The organism is Umezawaea sp. NPDC059074, assembly GCF_042738955.1.
GTDB lineage: Bacteria > Actinomycetota > Actinomycetes > Mycobacteriales > Pseudonocardiaceae > Umezawaea.
Genome location: NZ_JBHYHC010000020.1, coordinates 74614 through 99484, shown reverse-complemented (window position 1 = coordinate 99484; position 24871 = coordinate 74614). Strand labels below are relative to the sequence as shown.

General features: G+C 71.0%; 22 protein-coding genes. 12 read left to right on the top strand and 10 right to left on the bottom strand.

Annotation, left to right across the window (positions count from 1 at the left end; genetic code table 11):
• Positions 1 to 115 precede the first annotated feature (115 nt).
• From ACFWW9_RS12440 to ACFWW9_RS12425, 4 genes are read right to left on the bottom strand one after another with little or no spacing between them, the layout of a single operon-like run.
• Positions 116 to 2041, bottom strand: a complete 1926-nt coding sequence (locus ACFWW9_RS12440; protein WP_390375243.1) for a dipeptide/oligopeptide/nickel ABC transporter permease/ATP-binding protein — start codon at positions 2039 to 2041, stop codon at positions 116 to 118.
• Positions 2042 to 2045: 4 nt separating this feature from the next.
• Entirely contained in the window at positions 2046 to 3029 is a 984-nt protein-coding gene (locus ACFWW9_RS12435; RefSeq protein ID WP_390375240.1) for an ABC transporter permease, read from the bottom strand.
• A 12-nt stretch (positions 3030 to 3041) separates the two neighbouring features.
• Positions 3042 to 4640 carry an ABC transporter substrate-binding protein gene (locus ACFWW9_RS12430; RefSeq protein WP_390375236.1) on the bottom strand — a complete coding sequence of 533 codons (1599 nt, stop codon included), beginning with the start codon at positions 4638 to 4640 and terminating at the stop codon, positions 3042 to 3044.
• Between the two features lie 39 nt (positions 4641 to 4679).
• Positions 4680 to 6068, bottom strand: a complete 1389-nt coding sequence (locus ACFWW9_RS12425; protein ID WP_390375233.1) for a serine hydrolase domain-containing protein — start codon at positions 6066 to 6068, stop codon at positions 4680 to 4682.
• Between the two features lie 120 nt (positions 6069 to 6188).
• Between ACFWW9_RS12425 and ACFWW9_RS12420 the strand changes: the two genes are divergently transcribed.
• Entirely contained in the window at positions 6189 to 7337 is a 1149-nt protein-coding gene (locus ACFWW9_RS12420) for a GDSL-type esterase/lipase family protein (protein ID WP_390375229.1), read from the top strand.
• 9 nt (positions 7338 to 7346) lie between these two features.
• On the opposite strand, the gene bla is transcribed toward ACFWW9_RS12420, so the two are convergent.
• Positions 7347 to 8261: a class A beta-lactamase gene (gene bla, locus ACFWW9_RS12415; protein ID WP_390375249.1), complete on the bottom strand. Its 915-nt coding sequence runs from the start codon at positions 8259 to 8261 to the stop codon at positions 7347 to 7349.
• A gap of 100 nt (positions 8262 to 8361) precedes the next feature.
• Here bla and ACFWW9_RS12410 point away from each other — a divergent pair, with 100 nt between their 5' ends.
• The 9 genes from ACFWW9_RS12410 to ACFWW9_RS12370 all read left to right on the top strand — a co-directional run bounded on the left by ACFWW9_RS12410 (position 8362) and on the right by ACFWW9_RS12370 (position 17904).
• On the top strand, positions 8362 to 9237 hold the full coding sequence (locus ACFWW9_RS12410) for a LysR family transcriptional regulator (protein ID WP_390375226.1): 876 nt from the start codon (positions 8362 to 8364) through the stop codon (positions 9235 to 9237).
• Positions 9234 to 10112 carry a serine hydrolase gene (locus ACFWW9_RS12405; protein WP_390375223.1) on the top strand — a complete coding sequence of 293 codons (879 nt, stop codon included), beginning with the start codon at positions 9234 to 9236 and terminating at the stop codon, positions 10110 to 10112. Before ACFWW9_RS12410 ends, ACFWW9_RS12405 begins: the two co-directional genes overlap by 4 nt.
• 23 nt (positions 10113 to 10135) lie before the next feature.
• Positions 10136 to 10528 (top strand): GNAT family N-acetyltransferase, encoded by a 393-nt coding sequence (locus tag ACFWW9_RS12400; protein WP_390375220.1) that lies wholly within the window; start codon positions 10136 to 10138, stop codon positions 10526 to 10528.
• Between the two features lie 173 nt (positions 10529 to 10701).
• On the top strand, positions 10702 to 11538 hold the full coding sequence (locus tag ACFWW9_RS12395; RefSeq protein ID WP_390375217.1) for a CPBP family intramembrane glutamic endopeptidase: 837 nt from the start codon (positions 10702 to 10704) through the stop codon (positions 11536 to 11538).
• The gene (locus ACFWW9_RS12390; protein ID WP_390375214.1) at positions 11535 to 12689 is read left to right on the top strand and encodes a sensor histidine kinase; all 1155 of its coding nucleotides are present in this window, start codon (positions 11535 to 11537) and stop codon (positions 12687 to 12689) included. The genes ACFWW9_RS12395 and ACFWW9_RS12390 overlap by 4 nt, the downstream gene beginning before the upstream one ends.
• Positions 12686 to 13345 (top strand): response regulator, encoded by a 660-nt coding sequence (locus tag ACFWW9_RS12385; protein WP_390375211.1) that lies wholly within the window; start codon positions 12686 to 12688, stop codon positions 13343 to 13345. Before ACFWW9_RS12390 ends, ACFWW9_RS12385 begins: the two co-directional genes overlap by 4 nt.
• Positions 13346 to 13414: 69 nt before the next feature.
• Entirely contained in the window at positions 13415 to 14923 is a 1509-nt protein-coding gene (locus ACFWW9_RS12380; RefSeq protein WP_390375208.1) for a hypothetical protein, read from the top strand.
• A 43-nt stretch (positions 14924 to 14966) separates the two neighbouring features.
• Positions 14967 to 17258: an FxSxx-COOH system tetratricopeptide repeat protein gene (gene fxsT, locus ACFWW9_RS12375; RefSeq protein WP_390375205.1), complete on the top strand. Its 2292-nt coding sequence runs from the start codon at positions 14967 to 14969 to the stop codon at positions 17256 to 17258.
• A gap of 88 nt (positions 17259 to 17346) precedes the next feature.
• On the top strand, positions 17347 to 17904 hold the full coding sequence (locus ACFWW9_RS12370; RefSeq protein ID WP_390375202.1) for a dihydrofolate reductase family protein: 558 nt from the start codon (positions 17347 to 17349) through the stop codon (positions 17902 to 17904).
• Between the two features lie 42 nt (positions 17905 to 17946).
• On the opposite strand, the gene ilvC is transcribed toward ACFWW9_RS12370, so the two are convergent.
• On the bottom strand, positions 17947 to 18960 hold the full coding sequence (ilvC, locus tag ACFWW9_RS12365) for a ketol-acid reductoisomerase (protein WP_390375199.1): 1014 nt from the start codon (positions 18958 to 18960) through the stop codon (positions 17947 to 17949).
• Between the two features lie 59 nt (positions 18961 to 19019).
• Between ilvC and ACFWW9_RS12360 the strand changes: the two genes are divergently transcribed.
• A complete protein-coding gene (locus ACFWW9_RS12360) occupies positions 19020 to 19580 on the top strand; it encodes a DinB family protein (RefSeq protein ID WP_390375196.1) in 561 nt (186 codons plus the stop codon).
• Here ACFWW9_RS12360 and ACFWW9_RS12355 read toward each other — a convergent pair.
• Complete coding sequence (locus ACFWW9_RS12355; protein WP_390375193.1) at positions 19568 to 20431, bottom strand: oxygenase MpaB family protein; 864 nt, start codon at positions 20429 to 20431, stop codon at positions 19568 to 19570. The two genes, ACFWW9_RS12360 and ACFWW9_RS12355, sit on opposite strands and share 13 nt — an antisense overlap.
• Positions 20432 to 20474: 43 nt before the next feature.
• Positions 20475 to 21521 (bottom strand): NAD(P)-dependent alcohol dehydrogenase, encoded by a 1047-nt coding sequence (locus tag ACFWW9_RS12350; RefSeq protein WP_390375190.1) that lies wholly within the window; start codon positions 21519 to 21521, stop codon positions 20475 to 20477.
• A 133-nt stretch (positions 21522 to 21654) separates the two neighbouring features.
• Here ACFWW9_RS12350 and ACFWW9_RS12345 point away from each other — a divergent pair, with 133 nt between their 5' ends.
• On the top strand, positions 21655 to 22530 hold the full coding sequence (locus tag ACFWW9_RS12345) for a helix-turn-helix transcriptional regulator (protein WP_390375187.1): 876 nt from the start codon (positions 21655 to 21657) through the stop codon (positions 22528 to 22530).
• 27 nt (positions 22531 to 22557) lie between these two features.
• Here the strand turns inward: ACFWW9_RS12345 and ACFWW9_RS12340 are convergent, their stop codons facing one another.
• Positions 22558 to 23982 (bottom strand): ImmA/IrrE family metallo-endopeptidase, encoded by a 1425-nt coding sequence (locus ACFWW9_RS12340; RefSeq protein ID WP_390375184.1) that lies wholly within the window; start codon positions 23980 to 23982, stop codon positions 22558 to 22560.
• Positions 23979 to 24791 (bottom strand): hypothetical protein, encoded by an 813-nt coding sequence (locus ACFWW9_RS12335; RefSeq protein WP_390375181.1) that lies wholly within the window; start codon positions 24789 to 24791, stop codon positions 23979 to 23981. The genes ACFWW9_RS12340 and ACFWW9_RS12335 overlap by 4 nt, the downstream gene beginning before the upstream one ends.
• Between the last annotated feature and the right edge of the window lie 80 nt (positions 24792 to 24871).

Sequence of the window (24871 nt, the reverse complement as noted above, 5' to 3'; positions counted from 1 at the left end):
GAGCCGGACTCGCCTACGAGCCGTACGACCTCCCCTTCCGGGAGGGTCAGGCTGACGCCGTCGACGGCGGTGGTCCGGCCGTACCGGACGGTGACGTCCTCGAACCGCAACTCGCTCACAGCGACTCCACCGTCTCGACGAGGTCCTCGGTCGGCCGGACGGGTTCGCCCGCGTGCCAGCACGCGACCCGGTGCCCGCTGCCCTCGGCGGCCACGAGCGGCGGGTCCTCCGCGCGGCACCGGGCGTCGGCCAGCGGGCACCGGTCGGCGTAGGCGCAGCCGGGCGGCGCGTCGGCGGGGCTGACCGGCCTGCCGGGGATCGTGGCGAGCGGCCTGGTCAGGTCGGTGGCCATGTCCGGCACCGCCTCGACCAGCGCACGGGTGTAGGGGTGCCGGGCCGCGGTGGCGAGCCCGGCGGCGGGCAGGTCCTCCACGACCCGGCCCGCGTACATCACCAGCACCCGGTCGCACACCTCGCCGACGACCGTGACGTCGTGGCTGATCAGCACCAGTGCCACGTCGTCGGCCTCGCGAATCACCGCGAGCAGGTCGAGCACCTGCTGCTGCACGGTGACGTCGAGCGCGGTGGTCGGCTCGTCCGCGACGATCAGCGCGGGCTTGCCCATCAGCCCCATGCCGATCATCGCCCGCTGGCGCATCCCGCCGGAGAACTCGTGCGGGTACTGCCGGGCGCGCGCTTCGGCGTCGGGGATGCGCACGGCGGCCAGCCGGTCCACGGCGCGGGCCATCGCCTCGCGGCGGGTCTTGCCCTGGTGGTGGGTGGCGACCTCGGCGAGCTGGGCGCCGATGCGGCGGGTGGGGTTGAACGAGGTCATCGGGTCCTGGAACACCATGGCCAGCGAGGTGCCCAGCAGCCTGCGGCGGACGGCGGTGTCCGGGGCGAGCAGGTCGTGGCCGAGCAGGTCGAGCCGCGCGGCGTCGACCCGGCCGTGGTCGGCGACGAGCCGGGTGATCGCCAGCGCGGTCAGGGACTTGCCGGACCCCGACTCGCCGACGACGCCGACCGCCTCCCCGCGCCGCACCTCGAACGACACCCCGCGCACCAGCAGCACCGGACCGGTGGGGCCGGGGAAGGTGACCTCCAGGTCGCGGACGTCGAGCACCACGTCGTCGGACGGCTCGCGGGCGTCCTCGCCGTGGACCGCGGGTTCGGGCACGGCGGCGGCACGGGTGGTCGCAGGCGCCCGCAGGCCGAAACCGACGGGGATGCCGAGTCCTTTCGCGACGGACTCGCCGAAGAGGTTGAACGCCAGGCCCGCCAGCAGCACGGCCGCGCCGGGGGCGAGCGCGGCGGCCGCGTTGACGTAGATGGCGCCGATCCCGTCGTAGAGCAGGCGGCCCCAGTCGTAGGAGGGCGACTGCACGCCGAGGCCGAGGAACGACAGGCCGGTGAACGACAGCAGCGCGCCGCCCGCGCCGATGGTGGCGTTGACGACCAGCGGTTCGGCGATGTTCGGCAGCACGTGCCGGAACAGGACGCGGAACCGGCCGACGCCCGCGATCCGGGCCGCCGCGACGTAGTCGCGCGCCGCGATCCCGGCCACCAGGGTCTGGGTGAGGCGGGCGAACGCCGGGGCTCCGGAGAGCCCGATGGCCAGCACCGCGCCGGTCGCGCCCGCGCCGAACACGACCGCGAAGAACAGCGCCAGCAGGATGCCGGGGAAAGCCACGGCGATGTTGACCGCCGCCGACACGAGCCTGCCGGTCCGCCTGCCGAGCACGAACGGCGCCGCCCCGAGGAGCATGCCGATCACGACCGAGATCACGATGGCCGCCAGCGCCAGCAGGATCGACGGCCGGGCCGCGACGAGCGACCGCAGCAGGATGTCCCGGCCGAGGTTGTCCGTTCCCGCCCAGTGCTCGCCCGACGGCAGGGCGAGGATGTCGTCGGTGTTCACGGCGTCGGCGCCCGTCCCCCACAGCACCGGCCCGAGGCAGGCCAGCGCGATCACGAGGACCACGAGCGCGGTCGCCGTGAGGCCCAGCGGGGTGCGGACGACCCGCGACCAGCGTCCCTGCATCTCCTCAGTCCTCCCGGATCGTCGAGCGCGGGTCGAGCAGGGCGAGGGCGACGTCGACCACCAGGTTGGTGATCAGCACGCCGACGCCGTAGACGAGGACGATCGCCTGCACCACCGGGTAGTCCTTGGTGAGGATGGACTGCACGATCGTGCTGCCCAGGCCCGGCCAGGCGAACACGTTCTCCACCAGGACCGTGCCCGCGACCATCGCGCTGAGCAGCAGCCCGCCCAGCGTCAACGCCGCCGTGACGGCGTTGGGCAGCGCGTGTCCCAGGTAGACGGTCCGGGCGGGCAGCCGCTTCGCGCGGGCGGTCCGGACGAAGTCCGCCTCCAGCACGCCGACCATCTCGACGCGGACGATCCGGGCCAGGATCGCCGCGGGTCCGATGGCCAGCGAGAACACCGGCAGCAGGTACGCCGACGCGGTCTCGTTGCCCGCCACCGGGAACCACTCCAGCCGGATGCCGAACACGTAGATCAGCGCGACGCCGATCAGGAAGTCCGGCACCGTGGCCACGACGACGCTGGTCGTGGTGAACGCGAGTTCGGTGCGCCGCCCGTGGCCGCGCCGGGTCAGCACGCCCATCGCGACCCCCAGCGGGATCGCGACCACCGCCGCGGCCAGGAAAGCCAGCACCGCCAACGAGAGCGTCGCGGGCAGCCGCTGCGCGACGATGTCGGACACCGGCAGCTGGGAGGAGATCGACGTGCCCAGGTCGCCGGTGAACAACCCCTCCAGGTAGTGCAGGTACTGGGTGAGCAGCGGGTCGTCCAGCCCCAGCGCGTGCCTGCGCGCCTCGACCAGGTCCACCGGCGCGGTGGGACCGAGCGCGCCGCGGACCGGGTCGCCGGGGATGAGGTGGATCATGGCGAAGGACGCCGTCACCAGCACCCAGAGCGAGACGAGCAGCCGTCCCAGGCGTCGGACGCCGAACCGCGCCCACGGCCGGGCCGCTGTCGGGCTGGTGACCGTCACGTTCACCGCCATGTCCACCGTCCTCTACTTGGCCAGCACGCGGATGCTCAGGGGGATCAGCTGGCCGGGGGTCTGGAACTCGGCCTTCTTGCCGAACGTCCGCAGGACCTTGACGGCGAACGGCACGATGTCCGCCTTGGCGATCAGGCCCGCCTCGGCGGCGAGCCAGGCGTCGCACCCGGTGGTGCCGGGGATCGCCATCGCGGCCGTCACCGCCTTGTCGTAGTCCGGGTCGGAGATCGCGGCGAAGTTGGTGCCCGCCGGGGCCGCCGGGCCGGACAGGAACGGCACGAGCTGGTCCGGGCTGCCGACGTTAAGCGAGACCCAGCTGACGTCCCAGTCGCCCGCGCCGAAGAGGGTGCTGGTCAACGTGGTCTCGTCCTGGCTGCGCGCCGTGGCCTCGACGCCGATCGCCTGCCACTGCCGCACGGCCAGCTCCGCCGCCGCGTCGCCCGCGCTGCCGTTGTTGTTCTGGTACAGGAAGGTCAGCGCGAGCGACTTGCCGTCCTTGGCGCGCTTGCCGTCGCCGCCCGCCTTCCACCCGGCCTGGTCGAGCAGCGCGGCCGCCGCCTTCGGGTCGCTCGTGGGCTGCGATTTGGCCACCGAGTCGCCGGGGCAGGCGACGGGTTCGTTGGCGGCCAGCGCGGTCGGCTGGGTGCCCTGCCCGGACGTGAGGACCTTCCGCAGTTCGGCGAGGTCGAGCGCGCGGGTCAACGCCATCCGCACCGCGGGGTCGGCCGTGACGCGGCCCGCGGCGTAGTTGTACCACTGCTCCCCCGCGAGGGCGGGCGTCTTGGCGGAGTACAGCCCCGCCTTCTCCAGCCGCTCCGCGTCGGGCCCGGCGACCTGCGCCGCGTTCAACCCGCCGGAGAGCAGCAGGTTCGCCGCGGTCGTCTCGTTGGCCACGACCTTGATCACGACCGTCTTCGGCAGGCCCTTGGTCGCGGTCGTGGCCCCGTCCGGGCCCCACGTGTAGCCTTCGCGGACCGTGTACGTGTAGTGGTCGCCGGGCGCGGCCTCGGTGAGCTGGTAGGGCCCGGTGCCCGCGGTGGCCGTCTTCAGCGACGTCCGGTCGGCCATCCCCTTGGGGCACACCATCGGCAGGCTGGACAGTCCGTTGAGGACGAACGGCGCGGGCTGGGCGAGGGTGATCGTCACCGTGCCCGCCGCGTCGTCGGCGACCGACTTCGCGCCCGCCGGGAAGAACGTGCCCAGGAACGGGCTCTTGTTGTTCGGGTCGGAGACGAAGTCGAGGTTCGCCGCCACGACGGTCGGCGTCAGCTTCGCGCCGTCGGCGCAGGTGATGCCGTCGGCCAGGGTCAGCGAGATCGTGGAGTCCTTGACCTCCCACTTCTTCGCGAGCCCCGAGCGGATCTCCCCGCTCTCGCCGTCGACGCTGACCAGCGGGTCGTAGGCGAACTGGGTGACGGCGAACAGCGTGCTGCCCGCGCCCATCTGCGGGTCCAGGCTGCCGGGATCGGAGGAGACCCCGAGGGTGAAGGTGCCGCCGTCGACGACCTGGGCGGTCCCGCCGCCACCGGTCGAGGCGCCGCCGCAACCCGCGAGCGCGGCGGCGGCCAGGCAGAGCGACAGGCCGTAGCCCGCCGTGGTGATCCGCTTCATGGCGGTTCCGTTCCCGTGCTGTGGTCGGGTGGTGGGACTTCAGGCGCCCGCGCGCCGCACCGCGCGGCCGAGGTGCAGGTAGAGGGCGTGGCCGGTGCCGTCGTCCCCGACGAACGCGTGGGGCATGCGCATCCCGCGGTCGGCTTCGAGGGGGATCAGCATGTCGTCGCGGTAGTGGACGAGTTCGGTCCGCTCGACCTTGCCGCCCATCTCCACGAAGACGCCCTTGGGGACCTGGTCGATCCAGATCCGCCGGTCGTCGTCCTGGCTGACGGTGAGGTCGAAGACCTGGGCCGAGTACGTGCCCAGGAACCGCTCGGCGTCGATGACCTCCGGCTCCGCGGGCGGCACGGGCAGCGCGGGCAGGGCGACGTCGGTGAGCGCGCCGAGGACGTGGCCGACGACGTCGTGGTAGAGCGCGACCATGTCGCCGCCGTTGGTCAGCAGCGCGACCGCGACCCCGGCCTCGGGCACGATCCGCAGGAACGCGCCCTGCCCGATCGTGCTGCCGTCGTGGCCGATGATCGTGCCCTCGGGGGTGTCGAACCGCTCGAACCCGAGCCCCCACGACGTGCCCATGAGGCCGAGGTCGGGCAGGTCCACCTCCCGATCGTGCATCCGGGCGGCCGTTCCCGGCGCCAGCACCGGGGTCCCGTCCGCCGCGCGGCCGTCCTCCAGGTGCATCTTGGCGAACGCGAGCAGGTCGCGGGGCCGCATCGCGAGCATCGACCCGGCCGGGGAGTTGGACCGCGCCAGCGCCCACACGGGGGCAGGCACGAGGTCCGCGCCCGGCTCCGGTTCGACGTGGCCGACGGCGGCGCGGAACAGGATCGCCTCGTACGGGCTCGTCGCGGTGTGGGTCAGCCCCAGCGGGGTGATGACGTGCTCGCGCAGGCAGGCGTCGAACGACTTGCCGCGCACCACCTCGACGAGCCTGCCGAGGACGCAGAACCCCGCGTTGTTGTAGGAGAACCGCTCGCCGGGCGGGAACAGCTGCGGCACCTCGCCCAGCGTGGCCACGTACTTCTCCACGCAGTCGTCGCCGACCCCGGTGTCGGTGAAGACGTCGCCCTCGAACCCGGCGGTGTGGTTGAGCAGCTGCCGCACGGTGATCCGCTCGGCCGCGCCCCCGTCGGCGATCCGGAACTCCGGCAGGTGCGTCCGCACCGGCTCGTCCAGCCCGACGAGGCCCTCGTCGACCAGCTGGAGCACGAGCGTGCTGGTCCAGAGCTTGGTGATGGACCCGATCTGGAACACGGAGTCGGCGGTCGCCTCCACTCCCGTCGTCTTGCTGAGCAGACCGGCGGCCCCGTCGACCACCTGGTCTCCCCGCAGCACGGCCCACGCCGCGCCCGGAACGCCGTGCTTCTCCAGCAGCGACGGAAGCCGCTCGTCGAGCCACGCGTGAACGTCGTGAAGGTTGCTCATGCACGATGATGCTAGGAACGCCGCGGGCCGCTGTGTTCGTCGTCACGGACGACTTGCCCGCCGCGGCTTGGTCGGCCACGACGAGTCGCGCGCCGGGCCCGCACGGGACAAGGTGGTGGGGTGATCACCACACCTCTCACCGCCGACCTGGTGCGCGGCGCGCTGGACCTGGAGCGCACCGCGCACGGCCTGCTGCCGCACCGCCTGCCCGCCCGCGCCCGAGCGCAGGTCCCCGACGAGCGGCTCGCGATGGCCGAGGCCCAGCCGTCGGGCGTGCGCGTCGTGCTGCGCACCGCCGCCACGGTCGTCGCACTGGCCGTGCTGCCCACCAAGACCGCCTACGCGGGGGTGCCCGCACGGGCGGACGGCGTCTACGACCTGGTCGTAGACGGCGTGCCGACCGCGCGGGCGACCGCGACCGGGGGCAACGTCCTGACGGTGGACCTCTCCACCGGGAAGTCCGAGACCACGCCGGGGGAGGTCGGCGAGGTGCGCTTCGCCGACCTGCCCGACCGCGTCAAGGACGTGGAGATCTGGTTGCCGTACAACGAGATCACCGAACTGGTCGAGCTGCGCACCGACGCCCCGGTCTCCCCCGTTCCCGCGAGCGGCCGCCGGGTGTGGCTGCACCACGGCAGTTCCATCAGCCACGGCAGCAACGCCGCGAGCGGCAGCACGACGTGGCCCGCGGTGGCCGCGACGCTGGCCGGGGTGGACCTGGTCAACCTCGGTTTCGGCGGCAGCGCCCTGCTCGACCCGTTCACCGCCAGGGCGATCCGCGACACCCCGGCCGACCTGGTCAGCCTCAAGATCGGCATCAACGTCGTCAACACCGACCTGATGCGCCTGCGCGCCTTCGGCCCGGCCGTCCACGGCTTCCTGGACACGATCCGCGAGGGCCGCCCCACCACCCCGCTGCTGGTCGTGTCGCCGGTCCTGTGCCCGATGCACGAGGACACCCCCGGCCCGACCTTCCCGGACTTCAGCGGGCTCGCCGAGGGCCGGATGGCGTTCCTGGCCGCGGGCGACCCGGCCGAGGTGGCGCAGGGGAAGCTGACGCTGGCCGTGATCCGCGCCGAGCTGGCCCGGATCGTCCGGGAGCGCGCGGTCGACGACCCGAACCTGCACCACCTCGACGGCCGTGAGCTGTACGGCGACGCCGACGCGGCCGACCTGCCGCTGCCGGACCACCTCCACCCGGACGCGGCCACGCACCGGCTGATGGGCGAGCGGTTCGCCGACCTGGTGTTCGGGGGCGTCTTCGCCTGACGTCCGGGGCTACCGCACGTGCAGGGCGTCCACGACGACCTCGGCCGCCCGTGCCAGCAGCGCGTCGTCGCGGGTGGCGTCGATCGTGGCGCGGTCGGACAGCACGGCCAGCACGATCGGCGCGTGGTGCGGCGGCCACAGGACGGCGATGTCGTTGCGCGTGCCGTAGGCGGCGCTGCCGGTCTTGTCGCCGACGACCCAGCTCGCGGGCACGCCAGCGCGGATCGTGTTGCCGCCGGTGGTGTTGCGGCGCAGCAGGTCCAGCAGGATCTCGCGCTTGTCGGCGGGCAGCACGCCGTCCACGGCGACCGCACGCAAGTCCTCGGCGAGCACCTTGGGCGTGCTGGTGTCGCGGAGGTCGCCGGGGAAGGTGTCGTTCAGCTCCGGCTCGATCCGGTCGACGTGCGAGGTGGTGTCGCCGATCCCGCGCAGGAACGCGCCGAGCGCCGTCGGCCCGCCCAGTTCGCGGAACAGCAGGTTCCCGGCGGTGTTGTCGCTGAACCGGATCGCGGCGTCGGCGATCTCGCGCAGCGTCATGCCGGTGTCGACGTGCTTCTCGGTGACCGGCGAGTTCGAGACCACGTCGGCCGCGGTGTAGTGGACGACCTCCTCCAACTCGGGCACGGTGTTGAGCTGGAGCACGGCCGCGGCGGACAGGGCCTTGTGGGTCGAGGCGTAGGCGAACCGCTCCCCGTCCCGGTAGCCCACCTCGCGGCCGGTGCCGGTGTCGATCGCGTACACGCCCAGGCGGGCGGTGAACGCCTTCTCCAGCTCGGCGAACTCGTGGGACCGCGAGGCGGGGGCGGACACCGCGGTGGACGACGGCGTGCTCGTCGGAGCGGCCTCCGCGGTGCACGCGGTCAGCGCCGTCGCGACGAGCGCTACCGCGAACGCGCGGCGCAGCAGGTGGTTCGTCACCGGAATTCCCTTCGTAGTGGATCTGCCCGCAGTCTCTCCACGACCGCACCATGCCGTCCAAGACGGAAACGACCCGTTCGATGCGTTTCCGGCATACTCCTCGGTCATGGACCTGGTCGGCGCGTGCAGGGCGTTCGTCTGCGTGAGCGAGCGCGGCAGCTTCACCCTCGGCGCGGCGGCGGCGCGGATCCCGCAGTCGGTGGCCAGCAGGCGGATCGCGGCGCTGGAGGCCGACCTCGGCGGACGGCTGTTCGACCGCACGGCCCGGCGGGTGCGGCTGACCCCGTTCGGGGTGGACGTGCTGCCCGCCGCGAAGCGGGTCGTGCAGGCCGCCGAGGCGCTGGAGCACGACGCGCGCCGCGCCGGGCGGCGTCCGCTGCGGCTGGCCGTGCCGGAGTCGTGCGGCGTCCGGACGGTGGCCCGGTTGGACGCCGACGCGCGGGCCCGCGGCGTGGTGCTGGAGCTGCGACCCGCCCCGCCCGGCGAGCGCGTGGAGATGCTGCGGAACCAGGAGGTGCGGGCGGCGCTCGTCGCCGTGCCCGCCGAGGAGGGCACCTGGTCGGTGCCGCTCGGGGTGGCCGCGGCGAAGCCGTTCGCCGCGGCGACCGTGTACCTGGACACGCTGCGACCGGGACGCGGCGGGCGGACCGCGCGGCGGGTGTGGCTGCAATCGGAGGACGACGTGCCGCACGTGCGCGACCGGATCACGCGGGCGCGGGACGCGGTGGGCCTGCGGCCGTCGCAGGTGGCGGTGGCGGCGTCGTTGACGGCGGCCGTGGCGGAGGTGCTCGGCTCGGCCGACCTGCTGCTGTGCCCGGCCGCCCAGGCCGACGAGCTGGACCTGCACTGGCGGCCGGTGGGCGGGCTCGTCCTGGCGCGCGGCTACGACGTGACGGCCGGGATCGGCGACGACGCCGACCGCATCCGCACGGCGCTGGCCGACCCGGTCGCCCGGTGCCTCGGCGCGGAGGTGGACGCGTGACCACTGACGCGCTGCGCGAGGAGTTGGCCGACGGCGGGCTGCGCGGGTCGTTCCTGGTGCGCGACCTGCGGTCCGGCGACGAGATCGGCATCGACCCGGACGTCGAGTTCCCGTTGGCCTCGCTGGTGAAGGTGCCGCTGGCCATCGCGACGCTCGACCGCGTCCGCACCGGCGAGCTGGACGGTGCCGAGCAGATCCTCGTGCCGCCGGGGATGTCGGGGCCGCCAGGCCTGAGCATGTTCCGGCACCCGGTCTCGGTCGCCGTGGAGGACCTGGTCTACCTGAGCACGTCGATCAGCGACGGCACCGCCGCGGACGCCCTGTTCGCCCTCACCCCGCCCGCCGAGGTCGGCCGCCGCCTGCGCGACCTCGGGGTGCGCGGGATCACCGTGCGGCACCCGATCAGCGACCTCACCGACACCCCGGCCGAGCGCTTCGACCCGGCCGAGGTGCACCTGGCCCACACGCTCGCCATCGGCGCGCGCACGGCCGGTCGCGGCCACCCCGTGCCGCAGCTCGACGTGAGCCGCGCCAGTTCCGGGACCGCGCGGGCCATGGCGGACCTGCTCCAGGAGCTGTGGACGCCGACGCGCGTCGACCCGGACGTGGCCGCGCGGGTGCGAGACCTGTTGGCGCACAACGTCCTGCGGCAACGGCTCGCCCCGGACTTCACGTCCGACTCGTCGACGTGGTCGTCCAAGACCGGCACGCTGCTGAACCTGCGGCACGAGGCCGGGGTCGTCGAGCACGACGACGGCCAGGCGTTCGCCGTCGTGGCGCTGACGGAGTCGCGGGTGGCGGCGTCGGCGCAACCGGAGGCGGAGGCGCTGATGGGCCGCGTGGCACGGGCGTTGCGGGACCGGCTGCGGTGGTGAGTCCCACGTGGGACCGTGACCCGGTGATCGACTACACCTGGCGCGGCCGGTTCGCCAACACCGCGCTCAACGCGCTGCACGCGGAGGGCTTCAACCACCGGATCCTCACCGACGACTGGTGGTCGCAGGTGAACCGGCACAGCCTCGGCTGGGTCTGCGCCGAGCGCGACGGCGAACTCGTCGGGTTCGTCAACGTGGCGTGGGACGGCGCGGTCCACGCGTTCCTGCTCGACACCCTGGTCACCGCCGCCGTCCGACGACACGGCGTGGGGCGACGCCTCGTGGCCACGGCCGTCGACCACGCGCGCGCCGCCGGGTGCGAGTGGCTGCACGTCGACTTCGACGACGACCTCGACCCGTTCTACTTCGACAGCTGCGGCTTCCGCCCGACGAAAGCGGGCCTGATCGCCTTGTGACACCGTCGCCGGAGCACCTCGACGGCGGCCGGTGGACGCCCCCGCGGTAGCGCTTGTCCCCCGTGCGAGCTACCCACGACTGTCCACCGGGCGGGGACGTTTTCCGGCACGCCGATCCCTAGCGTTCTCCTCAGCCGCGGCGCACTGGCCGCGGACCTCGTGAAGGAGTCGTCGTGCGACTGGTGAAGCAGCTCTTGGCCGTGGCGGCGGTCGCGTTCGTCGGCGGGCAGGCCGTCGGCTTGGCGGCCGGGAACCCCTGGCTCGCCCTGCCCCTCGGGGTGGCGACGGCCGTGGCCGCGCTCCTCGTCTACGCGTGGGTGGTGCGGCGCACCGAACACCGGGAGCCCACGGAGGTCGCCAGGGCCGGTGCGGGCGCCAAGCTCGGCCGCGGCACGCTGATCGGGTTCGGGATGTTCGCGGTCGTGATCATGGCCATCACGGCGGTCAGCGGCTACCACGTCCACGGCTTCGGGTCGGTGTCGGGAACGTTGGCGCTGCTGGGTTTCATGGCCGCGGCGGCCGTGACGGAGGAGCTGCTCGTCCGCGGTGTGCTGTTCCGGATCCTCGAAGAACGCACGGGCACGTGGATCGCGCTGGTGCTGACCGGTGTGCTGTTCGGCGCGATGCACCTGTTCAACCCGGACGCCGGCCTGTGGGGCGCGATCGCGATCTCCGTGGAGGCCGGGTTCATGCTCGCCGCCTGCTACGCCGCCACCCGCTCGCTGTGGGCGCCGATCGGCCTGCACTTCGGCTGGAACTTCGCCGCCGGCGGCATCTTCAGCGTCGTGGTCTCCGGCAACGGCGAGTCGAAGGGCCTGCTGGACGCCTCGACGTCGGGCCCGGCGGTGTTCTCCGGCGGCGACTTCGGCCCGGAGGGCAGCCTGTTCACCGTCGTGGCCGGGGTGGCGTTGACGGTGGTGTTCCTCAGGCTGGCCCGCAAGCGCGGTCACATCGTGCCGCGCCGCCGCCGCGCCGCCGAGGTCGAGGCGACCGCTAAGGTCACCCCGTGATCGACCTCCGGAGACTCCCGGTCCCGTGGCAGCGGTGGGACGTCACGGTCCGGGACCTCCCGTTGGCGCTGCTGCTCGTCGTGGCCTCGACGATCCCCGCGCTGACCAACCGCGGGACGCGGCTCGGCGACCTGCCCGACCGCCCCTTCGACCTGCTGACCGTCGCGGTGGTCCTCCTGGAGTGCCTGCCGCTCGCGCTGCGCCGCCGGTGGCCCGCCCTCTGCCTGGCGTTGGTGTCACTCGGTTTCGTGGTCGACCAGCTCCGCGGCTACCACACGGTCGCGGGCACGGCGCTGCCGATCGCGCTGCTCAGCGCGGCGGCGCACCTGGAGCACCACCGCCGCATGACCGTGGTCCTGATCTCCGCCGCGTACGTGCCGCTGGCCATCGCCCTGGACCGCAGCGGGTCGACCGAGGGCGTGGCCGGGTTCGTGACGTTCTACCTGGCCCTCACGATCGCCTGGGGCGTCGGGGCGTGGCTGCGGCTGACGCGGGCCGCCGAGGCGGAACGACGACGGGCCGTCGCCGAGTCCACGAGGCTCGCCGAGCGCACGCGGATCGCGAGCGAGCTGCACGACGTCGTGACGCACCACGTGACGGCGATGGTCGTGCAGGCCGAGTCCGCGCGCTACCTCACCGCCGCCCCCGAACGCCTGGACCAGACGCTAACCGCGATCACCGACAGCGGCAGGCGCGCGATCACGGATCTGAGGCACCTGCTCGACCTGCTCAACCCCGACCACGGCAGCGAACCGCGTTCCCCGTCCGTCGGCGAGCTGGACGCCCTCGTGGAGCAGACCAGGCAGGCCGGGCAGCCGGTGGAGTTCACCGAGGTCGGCACCCGCGCGGAAACCAGCGGCAGCACCGAGATCACGGCGTACCGGGTCGTGCAGGAGGCGCTGACGAACGCCCTCAAGCACGCCCACGGCAGCCGCACCACCGTTCACGTGCACCACGGCGACAGGGAGACCACAGTGGAGGTCCGCGACGACGGGACGGGTTCGCGTTCCGCGTCCCCCGGCGGCAGCGGCCGGGGCCTCGTCGGCCTCCGCGAACGCGTGCGGGTGCTCGGCGGCGAGTTCGACGCCGGCCCGGGCACGGGCGGCGGGTTCGTCGTGCGCGCCCGCATCCCCGCGGGGACCCGGTCGTGACCGCACCGGTCCGCGTGCTGGTGTGCGACGACCAGGCGTTGATCCGCACCGGCTTCACCACGATCATCGACGCCCAGCCCGACCTGGAGGTCGTGGCCGAGTGCGAGGACGGCAGGGCGGCGGTCGACCTGGCCGCCACCCTGCGCCCGGACGTGGTCGTGATGGACGTCCGGATGCCCGTGCTCGACGGCATCGAGGCGACCCGCCTGCTCGCGGGCGCGGGCGTGGCCGAGCCGGTCAAGGTGCTCGTGGTGACGACGTTCAACCTGGACGAGTACGTCTACGAGGCGCTCCGCGCAGGCGCCAGCGGCTTCCTCCTCAAGGACGCCCCGCCGGCGCAACTGCTGCACGGCATCCGCACCGTCGCCTCCGGCGCTGCCCTGCTGGCCCCCGAGGTGACCAGGCAACTCGTCGGCAGGTACGCCGCCCGCATCCGCCCCGCGGGCGGCACCCCGACCGACTCCCCGCTGACCCCGCGCGAGCTGGAGGTGCTGCGCCTCATCGCCACCGGCCTGTCCAACAGCGAGATCGCCGCGACCCTGGTGATCAGCCACGAGACGGTGAAGACTTACGTGTCCCGCATCCTCACCAAGCTCGACCTCCGCGACCGCGTCCAGGCCGTCGTCCACGCCTACCGCACCGGTTTGGTGACCTGACCGGACGGCACTTTTGCGGTTCCTCCTCGGCGCGCTTGTGGTTGCCTGCGTTTCGCCGAAGGAGGCCACTTGGACAAGATCCTCTTACCAAGACGCACGTGGCCGTGGCCGGACCTGGACGCCAGGATCGCCGAGGTAGCGGCCTGGGCCGACGCGGGCACCGACCTGCACCGCCCCTTGCGCCTGCTCACCTGGCCGGTGGTCCGCCGCACCAACGCGGGCTTCATCCCCGCCCTGGTGAGCCACGGAGTCCCCGTGCCCCAGGACATCGTGCTCCACACCCGCGACGTCCTGCACCGCCTGGTCGAGTCCGACACCCCCACGTGGCCCCGCTTCGCCCGTTGGCTGGCGGAACTCGACCGCGACTTCGCCGTTGGGGTTTTTCGCGACTTGGCCCTGACCCGAACCTCGGACCCCGAGCGGTACCGCGCCTGGACGTTCCTCCACGAGACCTCCCTGGAGGACTCCGTCGAGGTAGGCGAACAGCTCATCACCGACCCCCACGTGACCCGCACGACCCGCTTCCGCATCGGCGACCACTTGGCGGAGTTCACCCTGGACACCGCCCTGACCGCTTTCGAACGCGTAACCCACAACAACCTCCGCAACCAGGCGGCGGAGTTCATCGCCAAGCACACCCCCGACAGGGCCATCGACCTCTACACCGCGACCGCGTCCGACCCCTCGGTACCCGACGCCCACCGCCTCGAGGCATCCCGCCAGGTCCTGTCCCACCGCCGCGACACAGGCTTGGACCTGCACTTCACCCTCCTCACCACCACCGTCCGCACCGACGTGATGAACGACCTGCGCCGCGAGGTCCCCCACCGCCTGACCACCCGCTTGACCCAGCTCTACCGCACCGGCCCACCAGCAGCCCGCCTCGACTTCGCGCGCTACCTGGTGAACCACCTGGCCGGAGGCCCAGAGGTGATGACCACCCTGGCAACCGACAAGTCCCAATCCCCAGAATCCCAGTTCCACGCCCTGAACTCCGACCCAAGAGCAGCCACCCCAGAACTCCTCACCACCGTCATCACCCGCTTCACCACCCACAACCAGACCAAGGTCGACGCCCTAACCCTGCTGGCAAAACTCTCCCCCGACACCGCCCAAGCCCAACTGACCACCGTCATCACCAACAAAAACCTCCCCTTCCACACCAGACTGGAAGCGGTCGTCCCCCCGTCCCACCACCTGGGCCCGCGCCGCACCACCGCCCTGTACCGCCTCCTGGCAACCGAGGACGGAGCCACCGCCGCCCAACGGGACAGCGCCATCCGAAAAACCGACCGCCCCTCCGACTTCCTGCGCGACCTGGCAACCTCCCCCTCCCTCACCTACCTCCAACGCAAACCCTTCCTGACCAAACTCCCCAGGGCAGACCGCATCACCGCCCTGACAACGATCATCACCAGCCCAGCGGAGAAGGACACCACCAAGCTGACAGCCGCAACCGCCCTGGGCCGCCTGGACAAGAACACCGCGGCCCTGAAACTCACCGCCATGGCAGACGACCCGTCACTACCCAGGTCGATCAGAAACCGCGCCCGCACCCTCGCCCGGCAATTCCGCTGAGGTGCAACACGAAGACTCGCCGGAACGATGCAGAGGTGTGCCGGTGAACGAGATAGCGCGACGGGTGTTCATCAGCCACACCTCCGAACTGCGCACATACCCGGTCGGCGGCTCATTCGTGGCGTCGGTCGAGTCAGCGATCACCCAAGCAGGCGACGTGGTGATCGACATGGCCTACTTCGAGGCCCGCGACGAATCCCCAGCGGATGTATGCCGCGCAGCGGTCACAGGCGCGGACGTGTATGTGCTGATAGCCGGATTCCGCTACGGCACACCAGTCCGAGACCGCCCAGAGGTGTCCTACACCGAACTGGAATTCGAAACCGCAGGCGAGTTGGGCATCCCCCGCCTGGTGTTCCTCCTAGGTGAGAACACCGAAGGCCCAACCGGACTGCTGCGCGACGTCCGCCACGCCGCGCGCCAAGAGGGCTTCCGCGAACGCCTCAACGACAGCGGCATAACCGCAGCCATCGTGACAACCCCCGACACCCTGCAACTAGCGGTGTACCGCGCACTCCAAGCCCTCCCCCGCCCCGAACCGACCGATTCCACGGCGGTGAGGCTGTGGAACGCACCGGCCAGACTCCCAAGCTTCACCGGACGCGACGACCTGCTCCACGACTTGGCATCGAAGTTGGCAGGCGACGGACCAGTGGTGGTGTCGGCAATCGCGGGGATGGGCGGCGTCGGCAAAACCTCCACAGCGGTGGAGTACGCCCATCGCCACTCCCCGGACTACGACGTGGTCTGGTGGATCGCCGCCGAAGACCCAAACTTGATCCCCCAACAACTGGCCGCCCTCGGACAGGCGCTGCGATTGGTTGACTCAACGGACCCGGTGGAAACAGCGGTCTCGCGAGTACTGGGCGAGCTGCACCACCGGAATCGAGTCCTACTAACCTTCGACAACGCCGAGCACCCCGGCGCAATCACATCCTTCCTGCCTGGCGGCAGGACACGGGTAGTGATCACTTCCCGCTATCCCCAGTGGGATGGCATCGCCTCAACGGTAGAGATCGACGTATTCACCCCTGAGGAGTCTGCCCGCTTCCTGCACTCCAGGGCACCTTCGCTAACAGTCGAGCAGGTCACAGCGGTCACCGAGGAGCTTGGACACCTCCCCTCAGCACTCGACCAAGCCGCCACCTTGCTCTCCGACGGAACGTTCACCCCAGACCAGTACCTCGATCTATTGCGATCCCGTACCCAGGAACTGCTGGCACGAGGCCACCACACCACCGATGGGCGAGCCTCGGTGGCCGCATCCTGGTCGCTGGCCTTCGACGCCTTGGCCGAACACGACCCAGCCGCACAGCAACTACTCACCCTGCTCGCTTGGCTGGCCCCAGAACCAGTTCCCCTCACCCTGATCACCGACCACCCCGACGTGCTGCCCCAACCACTGGCGTCGGTTGCGGAAGACCCGTTGGCGATCACCGACACAGTGCGCGGATTGCGCCACCGCGCTCTGGCACGGGTGACAACCGACAGCCTGCACCTGCACCGCATCCCCGCCGCATTGCTCCGAGCTACAGCAGCTAAGTCGCAATGGGCGGCCACAGCCCTCGACTTGGCGCTCCGCAACGCTGCGGACGATGCGTGGAACAACCCTGCGGTATGGCCACGCTGGCGACAACTACTGCCCCACGTGCTCGCGGTCACTGCCCCTGACCGCGAACACCTGCTGACAGACCAACACGACGGCTTGGCAATAGTCCTCAACCGTTGCTCCACTTACCTGTCCGTCAGCGGACAACCTCGCCAGGCACTCCCAAATGCCCGACGGGCATACCAGATCGCCCGCGAACATTACGGAGAAGACGACCTCACAACCCTGGCTTTCACCAACAACCTCGCTATCCAACTGCGGGCTTTGGGCGAACACCAAGCCGCACGCGAGTTGGACGAAGACTCCCTGGCTCGATGCCGCCGTCTCCTCGGCGACGACCACCCCGAAACCCTCGGATCCGCGAATAACCTCGCCATCGATCTTGGAGAGTTGGGCGAACACCAAGCCGCCCGCGAACTGAACGAAGACACACTCGCCCGGCGCCGCCGCACCCTCGGCATCGACCACCCCGAAACCCTCAGATCCGCCAGCAACCTCGCCATCAGCCTACGAAGGTCGGGCGAACACCAAGCCGCCCGCAAGTTGGACGAGGACACACTTACCCGTCGCCGCCGCACCCTCGGCGAGGATCATCCTGAAACTGTGCGATCCGCCAAAAACCTCATAGTCCACCTTCGCGAACTCGGAGAGGACAGCCAAGCCGACGACCTCCAAGCCTGGATCGACCGCCGAACCACCCCTGACCAGCCCGAACGCTCGAGTTGAAATTCTTTCCCCGCCCGTGTCGAATCCGGGGGTCGCTGTTCGACGCAGTGGTGAAGGCAGCACCGACCAGCTTGAAGGAGACCCCGCGATGCGCTCGCTCATCGTCACCGAGTTCCTGTCCCTCGACGGTGTCGTCGACTCCCCCGGCGGCGGTGAGCACCCGCACGCCGGTTGGACGTTCAAGGACGTCGAGTTCGACATGGCCGCCTACGAGCTGAAGGGCCGGGAGCAGCAGGAAGCTGGGGCGATGCTGATCGGGCGGGTCAGCTACGACGAGTTCGCGCCCGTGTGGCCGACGATGGAGGAGTTCGCGGAGTACAACGCGATGCCGAAGTACGTCGTGTCATCCACTCTCACCGACCCGGAGTGGAACAACACCACCGTGTTGCGGTCGCTCGACGAGGTCGCGGAGCTCAAGAAGGGTGAGGGCGGCCCGATCCTGGTGCACGGCAGCCCGACGCTCGCGCAGGGACTCGCCGCTGCGGGCCTGGTGGACCGGTACCACTTCCTGACGTTCCCGGTCGTCCTCGGCAGCGGCAAGAAGCTGTTCGCCGCGGACGGGGCCGACAAGCGGAAGCTCAAGCTGGTCGAGCACGCCACCTACCCCAACGGCATCCAGATGGCCGTGTGGGACGTCGTGGGCTGAGCGCAACGTGGGCCCGCGCCCAATCGCGGGCCCACGAAGGGCTCAGGCGGTGTCGGTCAGGGGCCGGTCGACCCACGACATCAGGTTGCGCAGCTTCCGCCCGACCTCCTCGATCGGGTGCTGTTCGCCCTCGGCCTGCAACTTCCGGTAGCCGTTGCGACCGGCCTCGTCCTCGGCCACCCACTCCGCGGCGAACGTCCCGTCCTGGATCTCGCCCAGGATCTTCTTCATCTCCTCCTTGACCGCCGCGTTCACCACGCGCGGCCCACGGGTCAGGTCGCCGTACTCGGCCGTGTCGGAGATGGAGTACCGCATCCGCGCGATCCCACCCTCGTACATCAGGTCCACGATCAGCTTCAGCTCGTGCAGCACCTCGAAGTACGCGATCTCCGGCGCGTAACCGGCCTCGGTCAGCACCTCGAAACCGGTCTGCACCAACGCCGTCGTCCCGCCCGCGAGCACGGCCTGCTCGCCGAACAGGTCGGTCTCGGTCTCCTCGGTGAACGTCGTCTTGATCACGCCCGCACGAGCCGCGCCGATCCCGGCGGCGTACGACAGCGCCAACGCCTGCGCGCCACCGGTCGCGTCCTGGTGCACCGCGATCAGCGCCGGAACCCCCTTGCCGTCCACGAACTGGCGACGCACCAGGTGTCCGGGCCCCTTCGGGGCGACCATCGCGACGTCCACACCGGACGGAGCCTCGATCAGGCCGTACCGGATGTTGAACCCGTGCCCGAAGAAGATCGCGTCGCCGTCCTTCAGGTTCGGCGCGATGTCCTGGGCGTAGACGTGCCGCTGCGCGGTGTCCGGCGCCAGGATCATGATCAGATCGGCCTCCGCGGACGCCTCCGCCGGGGTCACCACGCGGAGCCCCTGCTCCTCGGCCTTGGCCCGCGACTTCGACCCCTCCGGCAGGCCGACGACCACGTCGACACCGGAGTCGCGCAAGCTCAACGCGTGCGCGTGGCCCTGGCTGCCGTAGCCGATCACGGCGACCTTGCGACCCTGGACGATGCTCAGGTCCGCATCGTCGTCGTAGAAGATCTCGACGCTCATGGTTCCTTCCCCGCCAACGGAAATCAGTCGGCGTCGACCATACGGCAGACTCCACGGGCATGATCGACGCCTACGCGAAGACCTCCCTGCACGACGACCTGCGCGAAGTCCGCGAAGTGGTGGTCGCGAAGCTCGACGGGCTCTCCGAGTACGACGTGCGCCGCCCGCTGACCGCCACCGGCACGAACCTGCTCGGCCTGGTCAAGCATCTCACCCTCACCGAGGCCCGCTACTTCGGCGACGTCTTCGACCGGCCGTTCCCCGAGCCCCTCCCCCGCTGGGACGACCTCGCGCGGCGCGGCGAGGACCTGTGGACCACCGAGCACGAGTCCCGCGCCGAGATCGTCGACCGGTACCGGCGAGCGGCAACCCACGCCGACGCGACCATCACCGCCCTCGCCATCGACGCCCCCGGTCACGTGCCGTGGTGGCCACGCCCGAACGTGACGCTGTTCGGCGTCCTGGTGCACGTGCTCACCGAGACGAGCAGGCACGCCGGTCACGCCGACATCCTCCGCGAGGGCTTCGACGGGGCCGACCAGGGCAAGGGCGCGGAGTTCTGGGAGGACCGCCGAGCGAAGATCGAGCGAGCCGCCCGAGCCGCCGATCACTCCGCGTAGGGACACCCAGGCGCGAACGTCCCCAGGCGGCTGATCTCGTACCCGTCCGGGTACCCCTTCACCTGACGACCGTCACGGGCGTACCGGGGCTTCCGACGCGGCGGCAGCAGCCGGACCACCCGACCCCGCAGCCGCATCCCCGCCCGCACCGAAGCACGCACGAACGCGGGCGGCTCGGCGTACCCGAACGTCTCCCGCAGGTGGTCGTCCAGCAGGCAGATCGTCGCCAGGCGCATCACCCCGAGCGACCGGCCGGGATACCACCCCGCCATCAGGTCCAGGGTCGCGTCCGAGACGTCCCGCCCACCCTGGTCGAACGCGAAGTGCTCGCGCTCGTAGTCCACCAGCAGGCGCTCGAACCCCTCGAACGTCTCCGGAACGCCCTTGAGCCCCATCCGCCGCCCGACCTCCCGGTAGTAGCGGACGGCGGCCCGCACCTCGTGCGGCGAGTGCGGCCGCCACCCGTAGTCGTCCATCCACCGCTTGGGCACGACGACGAACGTGGCCAGCACGTACCGGAAGTCGTCGTCGGAGATGGCGTACCGCCGGTGCATCCGGTTCATCCGACTGATGGCGGTCCGCCCCTCGGCGGAGTCGAACCCGTGCTCCAGCACGGCTTCCAGGATCAGCACGGTGTCGTCGTAGCGCTTCTGCGTCCGCTTGGTCAGCTCGCCGGTCTTCGCGAGCAGGCCGCCGATGCTGGGCACCGCGTACGTCCGGTACAGCGCGAAGCTCAACGACTGGGTCATGTCCCAGGGGAACTCGTAGAGGCAGCTGATCCGGTAGATCTCGGCGTGGTCGACCTCCGGATCGAGGCGTTCGATCCGCTCCAGCCACCTGCGTCGGTTCATCGCGTCACCGACCTCCGTCACCGCCGAGCGTACGCGGCGGGCGCTACCGCGGGAACGTGCTGACGTCGATGACGAACCGGTAGCGCACGTCGCCCTTCTCCAACCGGTCGAGCGCCGCGCCGACCTCATCGGCGGCGATGGTCTCGATCTGCGCGGTGATGCCGTGGGCCGCGCAGAAGTCGAGCATCTCCTGCGTGTCGCGGATGCTGCCGTTCTTCGTCGACGTCAACACCTGCCGGGCCGCCAGCAGCACGCCGAGCACGGGCTCCGGCTGCCCCGTCACCCCGGCGAGCACGAGCACGCCGTCCTTGCGCAGCAACGAGAGGTACTGGTTGAGGCCCGCCGCCGCCGACACGGTGTTGATGATCAGGTCGAACGTGCCCGCGAGGTCGGTGAACGTCGCCGGGTCCGCCGTGGCGGCGTAGTGGTCCGCGCCGAACCGCAGCCCGTCGTCCTGCTTGGACAGCGTCTGGCTCAGCACGGTCACCTCCGCGCCGAGCCCGTGCGCCAGCCGCACGCCCAGGTGCCCGAGCCCGCCCATCCCGACGATCGCGACCTTGCGGCCGGGACCGGCCTTCCAGTGCTTCAACGGGGAGTACATGGTGATGCCCGCGCACAGCAGCGGCGCGGCGGCGTCGAGCGCGAGACCGTCCGGGATGCGCACCACGTAGTGCTCGTCGACCACGATGTGGGTGCTGTACCCGCCGTAGGTCACCTCACCGGAGTAGTCGAGGTGGCCGTACGTGATCACCTCGCCCTTCGTGCAGTACTGCTCCTCGCCGTCGAGGCAGTTCGGGCACTCGCGGCACGAGTCCACGTAGCAGCCGACGCCCACCCGGTCGCCCACGGCGTGCCGGGTCACCTCGGAGCCGACCTCGGCGACGACGCCGGTGATCTCGTGGCCCGGCACCATCGGGAACAGGCCCTCCATCCAGTGGTTGCGCAGCAGGGCGATGTCGGTGTGGCAGATGCCGGTGTAGGCGATGGCGATCAGCACGTCGTGCGGCCCGACATCGCGACGCGTCACGGTGGTGAACTCCAGCGGCGCGTCCGGACCGGAGGCCGAGAGCGCGGGAACGGTCAGGGACATGGTGGACTCCTCGGCGTGGTGTCGTTCTTGGTGCCACCAACACCACCACGGTCGTGAGCACCGCGCGTGCGCCCGCTGTTCCTGCTACTCGCAGGGTCACCCGGTGCCGGCGCGGACCGGCTATAACGGAACGATGAGCTCTCCGCTGGGTGACTTCCTGGTCTCGCGCCGGGCGGCGATCGACCCCGCCACGACGGTGCTCCCGCCCACGCACACCCCGCGGCGCGTGCCGGGCCTGCGGCGCGAGGAGGTCGCCTCGCTGGCGGGCGTGAGCGTGGCGTACTACATCAAGCTGGAGCAGGGCCGGATCGGCCAGGTGTCCGAGGAGGTCCTGGCAGCCGTCGAACGAGCACTGCAACTCGACGACCTCGAAGGCAGGCACCTGCGCGCCCTGGTAGCCGCCGCGGCCCGCCCCGACCGCACACCCACCCCCATCCCCGACGTCGTCCGCCCGGAACTCGCCACCATGATGCGAGCACTCGGCACAGCCCCCGCGATGGTCTACAACGACACCTTCGACGTCCTCGCGGTCAACAGCGTCGCCGCGGCCCTGCTCGACGACTTCGAGGCGTTGCCCATCCCCGAACGCAACCTGGCCCGCTGGACGTTCCTCAACCCGCGTTCCAAGGAGGTCTACGCCGACTGGGACGAGATCGCCCGCCAGGTAGCGGCCGCGGTCCGCCACCGAGCAGCCCGAACCGGCCCGGACCCCGTGCTGGCACAACTCATCGGCGAGATCACTATGGCCTCCCCCGACTTCGCCCGCTTCTGGGCCGACCACCACCTCTACGAGCACTCGCACGGCGTGAAACGCTTCCGCAACGACCTCGTAGGCGAACTCCACCTCCGCTACGAAACCCTGTCCCTCCCCGCAGACGGCGGCCAGGAACTGGTCATCTACAGCGCCGCCCCGAACAGCCCGGACGAGGAAAAACTCCGCCTCCTCGCCAGCTGGGTGACCGGCACCCCGACCACGACGGCCGCGCGTTCCGACGTGCTGCCGGGCTGACTCGCCTCATCGACGACAGGCCGCTCTTCAGGCCGCGAGCGCCGGTTCCACCAGCCTCGCGGCGATCAAGGCCGAGGTCAGCCTCGAAGCTTCCGCCAATCCCAGCGCCTCCAGTCCGTCGCACACCGCTGACACCACCGCGTGGAAGGTCAAGGCCTGCCGCGGGTCGACGAAGCGGACCACTGTCTCCTCCGGCACGGACCACGCGCGCAACGCTCCCGCGGCGTCACCGCGCGCGGCCAGTCGAGCACCTTCACCGATCGACGGGATCGCGGGATCCAGGTGGACGAGGTACTCGACCGAGCGCCCGATCGGTTGACACTGGAGCTTGTCGAGCTTGCCGACGGTGCGCACGGATGACATCGGCAAGGGCGAGTAGATCATCGGCGAGGCCAGCGCCTCGTCCCCGTCGAACAGGTCGGCGCCCTCGGCGAATACGGAGGACGCCTCTGTCGCCGCGAGCAAGGACGGGAGGAACATCCCGGCGAACCCGCGCATGGACCGGTCGACTTGGTCCAGCAGGAGGGCCGCTCGCTGCGAAGCGGGGGGATGACTCACGCCTCGACGCACGAACAGGGCCTGTTCGGCCGAGTGCACCGCCACCATGGCCACCAGCCCACCGAGCAGTGCCAGCAAAGCGGCGGGTTTGGCGGCTTCGGTGCCTTCGAACTCCACCTCGTTCATCCGCGTGACGACGAAGTGGGCCATCAGGTCGGCGGCGAGTTCGCGTCGCTGGTCGTCGGAGCACACGGGCAGGTGCTCACCGGGGAAGAACCCGCTGGGAGCCGAGTCGTGCCCCAGCACGTGGTGAGCCAGTTCGTGGCCGACCACGAACCGAGCGGACTGCAGGAAGACGCGGGTGGCCGTCACCCCTGCTTCCTCCGGGATCCTCAGCCCGAGGTTAGCCGCCAAGCCGTAGACCCTCTGGTTGACGTTGTAGTAGCGCAGCACGCTCGCGAGAACCGGAACGTCGACGCCCGCGGCTCCCATGCGCGCCGCCGTGAACGCCCCCCACATCCTCCGCAGCCGCCCGCCCGACGCGAGCTTGTCCATCGCGACCCCCACCGACCGGCTGTACATCATGCACAGGCTCAGGATCGTGCCGGACACGACCACGAGACCCGATCCGTCCGCGAACGGCACCATCTCCGCGGACATCTCCTCGCGCATCGTCCCCACGACGCGGACCGTGTCCAGCCTTGCCGGATCGGCACCACCATCGGCCAGCGCGGCGATCAACTCCTCGGTCAGGTTGCCCAGGAAGCCCTCGAACGGGCTCACCGACTTCTGCCCCCATTCGGTCTGCCCGTACTCGCCCAGCGCGGCGGCGAGTTCGGCGAGCCCGTTCTGGTCGTTCAGGGCGGTCAGACCATCCCGGATGTCGTCGTTCGTCCGCTCCCAGTCGGGTTCGAGCCTGCGCGCACGCCGATCGGCCATGAACTCGCCGGTCACGACACGTCTCCACGGTCCCGGTGCGCTTCGTGCACGGCGGCGCCGAAGTCGCGCGGTGGGGAGCCGTTCGCCCGTGAGTCGTCGACCACGACGCGCAGATGAGCGGCCAGCACCTCGGGTGTGCAGTCCTCCGCTCTCAGGACGCCGATCTGGCGGTGCACCAGCTCACGGGGCACGTCCACCTCCCCGACGAGCACGGGCAGGATGTACCGATCCCCGATCTCCACCGCCCGCATGACGGCGTGGGAGAAGACGTCCCGAGGCTCGGGCTCCGCCAGGTACTTGGCGGAGATGAACGGCACGAAGTGCAGCGCGAGCTGCCCGTAGACCTTCCGCCGCTCGACGACGAAGTTGCGCCCCCACCAGGCGTTGTCCATGTCGCGCTCGTAGAAGACCTTCAACGCCAACGCTTTCGCGGCCGCCACGGTCCGCTCGACGTAGTCGACCTGCTCCTCGGCGAACGACACGGCGATGTCGTAGGCGTCGCTCAACGGCATCGCCTTCGAGCGCACGAGCAGCAGGGCCAATGCCGCCGCGACACGGGGGTCCCAGTCGTCCTCCACCAGTACGCGGCCGACGGTGTCCGGGTCGACCAGCTGGTCACGGCCCGCGGACTCGAGCCAGATGCGGTAGGTGTCGGTGTTCCGGACCCATCTCCACAGCTGCCCGCTCTTGTTGTCCAGCCACGACCGGGCGAACCGGCCGAACCTGGCGCGATCGGCGGGCGACACCCCGAGCCCGGATCCCTGCAGGTCGAGTCCGACGATCTCGTACAACTCGTCGTCGGACAGTCCGGCCAAGTCCTCCACGAAATCATCCACGGCGCACGTCCGGTCCCCTCAGGCTGCGCTGGACCGGAGACGCCGCCGTGACGGCGTGGACGACCCGC